Source organism: Candidatus Symbiopectobacterium sp. NZEC135 (assembly GCF_025962695.1).
Genome location: NZ_JAGFPF010000721.1, coordinates 1 through 1003, shown reverse-complemented (window position 1 = coordinate 1003; position 1003 = coordinate 1). Strand labels below are relative to the sequence as shown.

1 protein-coding gene is annotated in these 1003 nt (G+C 45.6%); it reads right to left on the bottom strand.

What is annotated here, in order from left to right; genetic code table 11:
- Nucleotides 1-61: 61 nt before the first annotated feature.
- Nucleotides 62-1003, bottom strand: a 942-nt coding sequence (locus tag J5224_RS29980; protein WP_264628701.1) for a 4Fe-4S binding protein, incomplete at its 5' end; no start/stop codon positions are given.

The following is a 1003-nucleotide window of genomic DNA, read 5'->3' as shown; positions in this document are numbered from 1 at the left end:
ATCAGGATCGTTAATACACGGAAAGGTCGTGCTATTGATGATGTTCATTTTTCACCCTCCGTTACGCAGAGAAATTCAGGCTTTTCATGCCGATACGGTCCCCGGTGAAGCGGAGCTTTTCTTGCATGGAACAGGCCGGGCACAGGTGCTCACCTGGATTCAACGATGGGAACGGTTGTTGACAGCGAGGACAACATGCAGCGTTAAAGGAATAATGCGTCTGTGTTTTTTTTGTTATTTCTTCTCTCATCTCAATAGCGGATTCTGGGCAGCTTGCCTGACAGAGTTGACACCCAACGCACTTGCCTGATTCAATAACCAATTGCTTGTTTTGATAATGGAAAACGCCCGTTGGACATAATTTCAAGCAGCTACTGCATAATGAACAGGTATCTTTATTGATATTGATACTGAACAGTTGATAGTCAGGGAAAATATCGCTGATTAATCTGTTTGTTGGCGCTCTCTTTTTTCGTAAATACCGCTGAACCGTACCAATACGTAGAAAACGACGCCGCGCGATAACTGCGTCTACTGGTTCTGCGCTGGCATGATTCAGTGAGAAGGGTTCTTGGTGACAAGCGCGTAACAGGTTATTTGTGCGGTCGACGACATCACACCATGAGAAATGATTATCATCTACAACCAGCGTACGGTACCCTGCACGATAATAGAGTAAAAGTTCTTTCACCGACGGGGCGGTAATCGCATCCAAATATAAATGGTCATCAACAGTTTGACGTTCGGGAAATGAGCCTGTTATCGCCATTACTGGACACGCTGCTATGCATCCGCCGCAGCCTGAGCAGGCATCAGGAATAATGTTGACCACACCAGCGTGGGTGATGAACAGAGCCGCAGATGAACATGCCTCTGTGCATAGCCGACATTCGACTCTCCGGCTTTTATTTCGGATACAATCAGACGTTACGACAATGTCATCATTGAACGAAGTATTAATAACATTCACCTCGTGCTGGCTTATAAGGAAAATATGACAAAA